General features: G+C 67.4%; 5 protein-coding genes. 1 reads left to right on the top strand and 4 read right to left on the bottom strand.

Translation table 11 applies throughout. From position 1 onward, the window contains the following. Positions 1-685: 685 nt before the first annotated feature. Entirely contained in the window at positions 686-1,297 is a 612-nt protein-coding gene (locus ACFXOA_RS32110) for a DUF6461 domain-containing protein (RefSeq protein ID WP_385035682.1), read from the bottom strand. A gap of 384 nt (positions 1,298-1,681) precedes the next feature. On the opposite strand from ACFXOA_RS32110, the gene ACFXOA_RS32105 reads away from it, so the two are divergent. Continuing rightward, positions 1,682-1,837 (top strand): DUF6233 domain-containing protein, encoded by a 156-nt coding sequence (locus ACFXOA_RS32105; protein ID WP_385035680.1) that lies wholly within the window; start codon positions 1,682-1,684, stop codon positions 1,835-1,837. A gap of 127 nt (positions 1,838-1,964) precedes the next feature. On the opposite strand, the gene ACFXOA_RS32100 is transcribed toward ACFXOA_RS32105, so the two are convergent. The 3 genes from ACFXOA_RS32100 to ACFXOA_RS32090 form a co-directional block, all read right to left on the bottom strand. Continuing rightward, positions 1,965-2,174: a hypothetical protein gene (locus tag ACFXOA_RS32100; RefSeq protein ID WP_385035678.1), complete on the bottom strand. Its 210-nt coding sequence runs from the start codon at positions 2,172-2,174 to the stop codon at positions 1,965-1,967. A 425-nt stretch (positions 2,175-2,599) separates the two neighbouring features. After that, complete coding sequence (pyrF, locus tag ACFXOA_RS32095) at positions 2,600-3,295, bottom strand: orotidine-5'-phosphate decarboxylase (protein ID WP_385035676.1); 696 nt, start codon at positions 3,293-3,295, stop codon at positions 2,600-2,602. A gap of 220 nt (positions 3,296-3,515) precedes the next feature. Beyond that, positions 3,516-5,096: an MFS transporter gene (locus ACFXOA_RS32090; RefSeq protein WP_385035675.1), complete on the bottom strand. Its 1,581-nt coding sequence runs from the start codon at positions 5,094-5,096 to the stop codon at positions 3,516-3,518. Positions 5,097-5,291 lie beyond the last annotated feature (195 nt).

The raw sequence follows: 5,291 nt of genomic DNA, 5'->3' as shown, positions 1-5,291 counted from the left end.
CGCGTTCACGCAGTTCGTCGGGGTACTTACGGGGAGCAGCCATGATCGGCATCCTTCCGGGTCTCGATGATCTCCATCAAACCCGGGGCGGTTCAGTGCACGGGGTGCGGCTTCTTCAAGGATCGGAAGGTCGACTCTGCTGTCGTGGGCAGCCCTGTCGATCCTTACTTCCAGCGACCGGTGTGGTTGCAGACGAGCTGCTGTGGACACGTCCTGTGGGCCTATAACGTGCGTCATCTCGATCTGCTGGAGGCCTACGTGGGGTCCAGGCTTCGTGAGCGCGGAGAGCTTGCGCCTTGGGCCCCGACGAGTCTGGTTGAGCGGCTTCCCACCTGGTTGAAAGTCGCGAAGAACCGGACCGAGGTTTTGCGGACGATCAGACGCTTGCGTTCCATACTGCCTGCTGGTGGGTGATCGAACGCGCGGTGGCCGCCACTCAGGCACGGCCGAAGGGCGTCCATCAGCCAGTGTGCAGGGGGTCTCACCCGTTCGATGACGAGTCAGCGCACGCGAAGCAGTCTGAACACCCTTTGCGACGGTTCCCCAAGATCTGTGCCAGAACCCGGTTCTTCTCGTGAACGAGCCACCCTGGTGAAACGCAGTTCTTGGTCAGAGCTGCTGAGAGCGACGGCGATCCATGGAGCGCTGTTGCGGACGTGGGGTAAGGAGGGAGGCCATGGGCGGCTCACCGGATCTCCGCGCTGCCGCAGATGAATGGGGTGTTCTGGAGGAGTTCGGGTGTGATGCGGACATCGGTCAGGTGCTCGGCGAGAGCGAACGCTGCCTCTGCGGCCAGGTGGTCCGCGGTGTCGGAGGTCTCGTTCCAGAACTGGAAGCCGCACTGTTGCATGGCCTCGAGGAGTTCGTCAGGGGTTGTTCCCCAGCGGCGGTCGGGCACTGAGGGCTCGAATGTCAGGCGACTGGCCGTGTCCTGGGCCCAGAGGAACGAGTCGTGGCCGTTGATGTTGACGAAGTGCGAGACCCAGCAGGTGCCCGCAGACGCGGGCAGGGCCCTCTCTTCGGTGACGCCGATGTAGCCGACGGGCTCAATCAGCAGGGTCCAGTCCCTGACAGTGGTCATGGCGATGAACTGCCGGGTGTTGTCCGAGCGGTCCAGGAGCTCGAAGGCGGCGTCCACTATTGCCTCTACCCCGGTCCGGGAATGCTCGCTCCGGCCTTCGAGGCGGGCGAGGACGTCCACAGGCGCAAGGTTGTGCACCAGCGTGAAGCAATACGCCTCCGCGAGGTCGGGGAAGCGCTCGTTGAGCCATACGTAGTCGGCAGCGGTAGCAGTCATGGCCAAGATCCTTGCGCACGCCTCCGAAACTGGCCGAGTGAAGTGAGCGTGGTTGGCGCTGACGAGGTGACCCATAGCTTCCGACGGAGGACCGGGGGCCGCTTGTTTACAAACAGAAGGGCGGGAGCGCCTACACAGCGATGAGGGCCGAACCCCATCATCTCGCACGGCAATGAGGGACAATCTGCGGCTACTTGCTCTGCACATTCCTCCGTACCTGTCTCTGCACATACACGTGTACGCCGACACCCGCGGCAGGCCGCCCCACACTGCCGACCGGCCCCGACTGGTGGCGCTCCGCTACGCACACGAGAGCGGGCTGAACACCTCGCCGTGGTTGGTGGCCGCAGAGGGCTTCTTCTCATTGGGCAGGCACGGGCCGAGATGGCGTGGAAGATCCAGCCGCAGCGCTCCTCCTCGGTGGCGCTGCTGCACCGTGGTGGCTGCGCCACCTACCCGGACCAGGTGGGGCTGATCTCCCGCGAGGACGCCATGGTCGCGCTTGCGCAGCCGGACATCGAGCCGTGCGAGGTCTGCTGACCGCAGACCGGACTCCTGAGCTGATCGGCAGGACGTCCCCGCGGCTTCCCCTCGAAGAACAGGAAGACGTGGGCCAAGGCGCTGCCATCTCCAGTATCCGCCCGACACCGCACCCCGCCCCATCGCTCTACGCCGCGACGTATGTGTGCGCACGCCCGCCCCGCCACTCCACCCACTCCGGGAGGTCGAGCAGCTGGTCCGCGTCCGGGAGCCCGGCCCGGCGCAGAAACACGGTGACGTCCTGGTCGTCATGCGCGAGTCCGGCGATCTGTCCACGGACGGTGACCCGGCGCCCGCCCGTGGGGGAGGGGCGGTGGATGACGATCGGCGCGCTCATCTCTCCAGGGTGCGACTCCAGGCCGGTCCCGGCATGACGGGCGACCCTCCCGGTCGCGTCCCGCCCCGGAGGGTCGTACATCGGTTACATGAACGAGGAACAGGCATCATGGCACCCGGGCGAGATCGTGCCGGAGAGCGGCATCTACGAATGCGACTGTGGCGCGGGCCACCACTGGAGTACCGACGTGAAGGGACACCGTTTCCCGCCGCTCCCGGAGGGCTGCCCAGGGGGTTCGTGGACGCTCCAGACGGACGCGCACCCCGACCCTGACCCAGGCACCCGACCGCCCTGGAGGGAGTCTCACGTGGTCCTGAGGCCTCCCGTGGAACCGATGCTCGCCCGCGATGCCCATCGCAGTAACAACCTGGCCGTCCCCATCGGCACAGACCACAGACCACAGAGCACGATCCGCAGCTGGAGTACTAGGGAGTCAGACTGGTCCGGACGGTATGAAACGCGGTCGCTGGGTTTGCCGCTCGTGTGACGGTCCGGCCGACGACAACATGTGAGGCTCCAGCAGCGATGGCCGCATGTGGTGTTCCGGGACGGGCGTGCCCGGCCGGCGATTCCCCGGGCAGCGTGACGCCCGGAGTGACGATCAATGCATCGGGGCCAAGGTTGCTACGCAAGGTCGCGACGTCCTGCGGCGAGGCGATCACGCCGTGGCAACCGGCCTTCTGCGCCAACCGTGCCAGCCGGTGCACCTGTTCTCCCGCCGCATCACCGACACCGATGTCGGCAAGATCCGCGTCGGTCATGCTGGTGACCACAGTCAAAGCAAGGACGCGCATCCCGGGGAAGTCGCGGGCGGCCTCGACTGCCGCGGACATGATGCCGCTGCCGCCCATGCCGTGCACGGTGATCATAGAGACGCCCAGCGCCCCAGCGGCGCGAACCGCCGCGGCAACCGAATGCGGGATCTCGAAGAGCTTGAGGTCCAGGAAGACCTCCTTGCCCTGGGCAACAAGAGCCTTGACGGCATCCGGCCCCGCTGCGGTCAGCAACTGCAAGCCGACCTTGTAGGCGCGGCACGCGTCACCCAGTTGCTCCACGAGGGCATCTGCGGTTGCACGGTCGTCGCAATCGAGGGCGACGATGATCTGGCTGGTGGGATCCACAACCACATTGTGCCGTCGCCCCTGTTCCGGCCAGTGACCGGGGCTTTCGGCCTGACCGGGTGAGCGTTTGCGGTCACGGCGCCGCCAAAAGCCGCGGGCCGCTGACTGCCCGACGCCGAGCACGGGCGGCGCGCGTTCGGATGCAGCGGGAGTCTGAGTGAGACCCATGCGCACTGGAGCGCGATGCGGGCCGTGCACTCCGCGCGCCTCGCGCCGTACGTCAGAGACGGGAAGTCGGTGCCTGCGCAGGTGTCGTGGTCCGCGGGTCGGCAGACAGTTCCGTTGGGCGCCTCGTCCTGCCTGCGCCCCTCAGCCATGTGAACGACAAGAGGCCGGCACTGACCATGACGACGGCGGCGCCGAAGGCCGCGATGCCCATCCCGTGCGTGAAGGCGCTCTGCGCAATCGCCAGTACGGCATCTGCGGTGCCCTTCGGCAGTTCGGCTGCGGCTGCTGTGGCGCCGCCCAGCGTCTCGCGTACGGCCTCGGCCTGGGGGACGCCGGCCGGCAGGGCGCCGGCCATGTCCCGGCTGTACACCGCGGCTCCGACGGATCCGAGGATCGCCATGCCCAACGCTCCCCCGAGCTCCTGGCCCGCCTCCAGGACAGCCGCGGCCGAACCGGCACGTTCCGGCGGGGCCGCGCCGAGGGCGAGCTCGTTGGCGAGCGTCATGGCGGCGACCAGGCCGCCCGCGTACACGGACGCGGCGGCGAGCGTGAACGAGAGCGCCGAATCGGTTCGTACCTGGGCCAGCCAGAGGAATCCGCAGGCGGAGAGGAGGAAGCCGCCGCCCATGACGTAGGCGCGGTCCACGCGCTGTGCGAGTGCGGCTCCGGCCGGGCCCATGACGGCCACTCCGGCGGCCGGCACCAAGCTCCACAACGCGGCATCGAACGGGCTCAGGCCGAGGACGGACTGCAGGTACTGGGTGAGGAAGACGGCCATCCCGACCGTGGCGAACATCGCGAGGAGGTCGGCGATCACCGGGCCGCCGAAGGTGCGCCGGCCGAGCAGGCCGAGGTCGATCAGCGGATGCGGAAGGTGCTTCTGCCGGCGTACGAAGACGATGCCGAGCACGAGCCCCGCGCCGATGGCGAGGACGGGCAGCGGCTCGTATCCGTGCCGGGCCCATTCCTTGATCCCGTAGACGACCAGGAGCACAGCGCCGAGTGACAGCACCGCACTCAGCAGGTCGAAGCGCTCGCGCTTCGCCGACGTGAACTCGGGCACCAGGAACGGCACCAGCACGCACAGCAGCATCATCGCGGGCAGGTTGATCAGGAAGACCGAGCCCCACCAGAAGTGTTCCAGCAGCAGGCCGCTGACCACAGGCCCCAGGGAGATGCCCGTGGTCATGACGGCGGTCCACAGGGTCACGGCCTTACCGCGCTGCTTCTCATCATGGAAGAGGTTGCGGATCAGAGCGAGAGTCGACGGGATCAGTGCGGCGCCGCCGAGCCCCAGCAGCGCGCGTACAGCGATGAGCAGCTCGGCGGTGTGTGCGTACGCGGCGGCGACCGACGCCCCTCCGAAGAGGGCCGCTCCCGCGAGCACCAGCGCGCGTCGGCCGATCCGGTCGCCGAGCGCACCCATCGTGATGAGCAGCCCGGCGAGGACGAAGCCGTACATGTCGAGGATCCACAACTGCTGTGTCGCGCTGGGCTCCAGGTCCTCACTGACGTAGGGAATCGCGAAGTACAGGACCGAGACGTCCATCGAGACGAGGAGCAGAGGCAGCATGAGGACGCCGAGGGCGGTCCATTCCTTGCGTCCCGCGAGGGGGCCGGGTGTGTTCTCCATGAACGGCAGGGAACCGAGGACACGGCGTACACCGCAAGCAGATGCCTAGTGCACCCCCGTGCTGTGCGGCATTGAGCAGCATCAGTGCTTCGTGAGCGCACTAGGTGTTCTGTCCCGGGAGGTTGTGGACGGGTGATGTAGGTCTCGGCTGAGGGATCTTGAACGGGTGAGGGCCTTCCGGGTTCGGTGTGGATT

Origin of the sequence: Streptomyces sp. NPDC059166, from assembly GCF_042755185.1 — a bacterium.
Lineage (GTDB): Bacteria > Actinomycetota > Actinomycetes > Streptomycetales > Streptomycetaceae > Streptomyces.
Note: the sequence above shows the minus strand (reverse complement) of the source record. Positions and strands in the feature narration are given on the sequence as shown.

What these genes read in the sequence shown, in the direction of transcription:
- ACFXOA_RS32110 (WP_385035682.1), bottom strand. Translation starts at nt 1,297, where the DNA reads ATGACTGCTACCGCTGCCGACTACGTATGGCTCAACGAGCGCTTCCCC.
- ACFXOA_RS32105 (WP_385035680.1), top strand. Translation starts at nt 1,682, where the DNA reads ATGGCGTGGAAGATCCAGCCGCAGCGCTCCTCCTCGGTGGCGCTGCTG.
- ACFXOA_RS32100 (WP_385035678.1), bottom strand. Translation starts at nt 2,174, where the DNA reads ATGAGCGCGCCGATCGTCATCCACCGCCCCTCCCCCACGGGCGGGCGC.
- ACFXOA_RS32090 (WP_385035675.1), bottom strand. Translation starts at nt 5,096, where the DNA reads ATGGAGAACACACCCGGCCCCCTCGCGGGACGCAAGGAATGGACCGCC.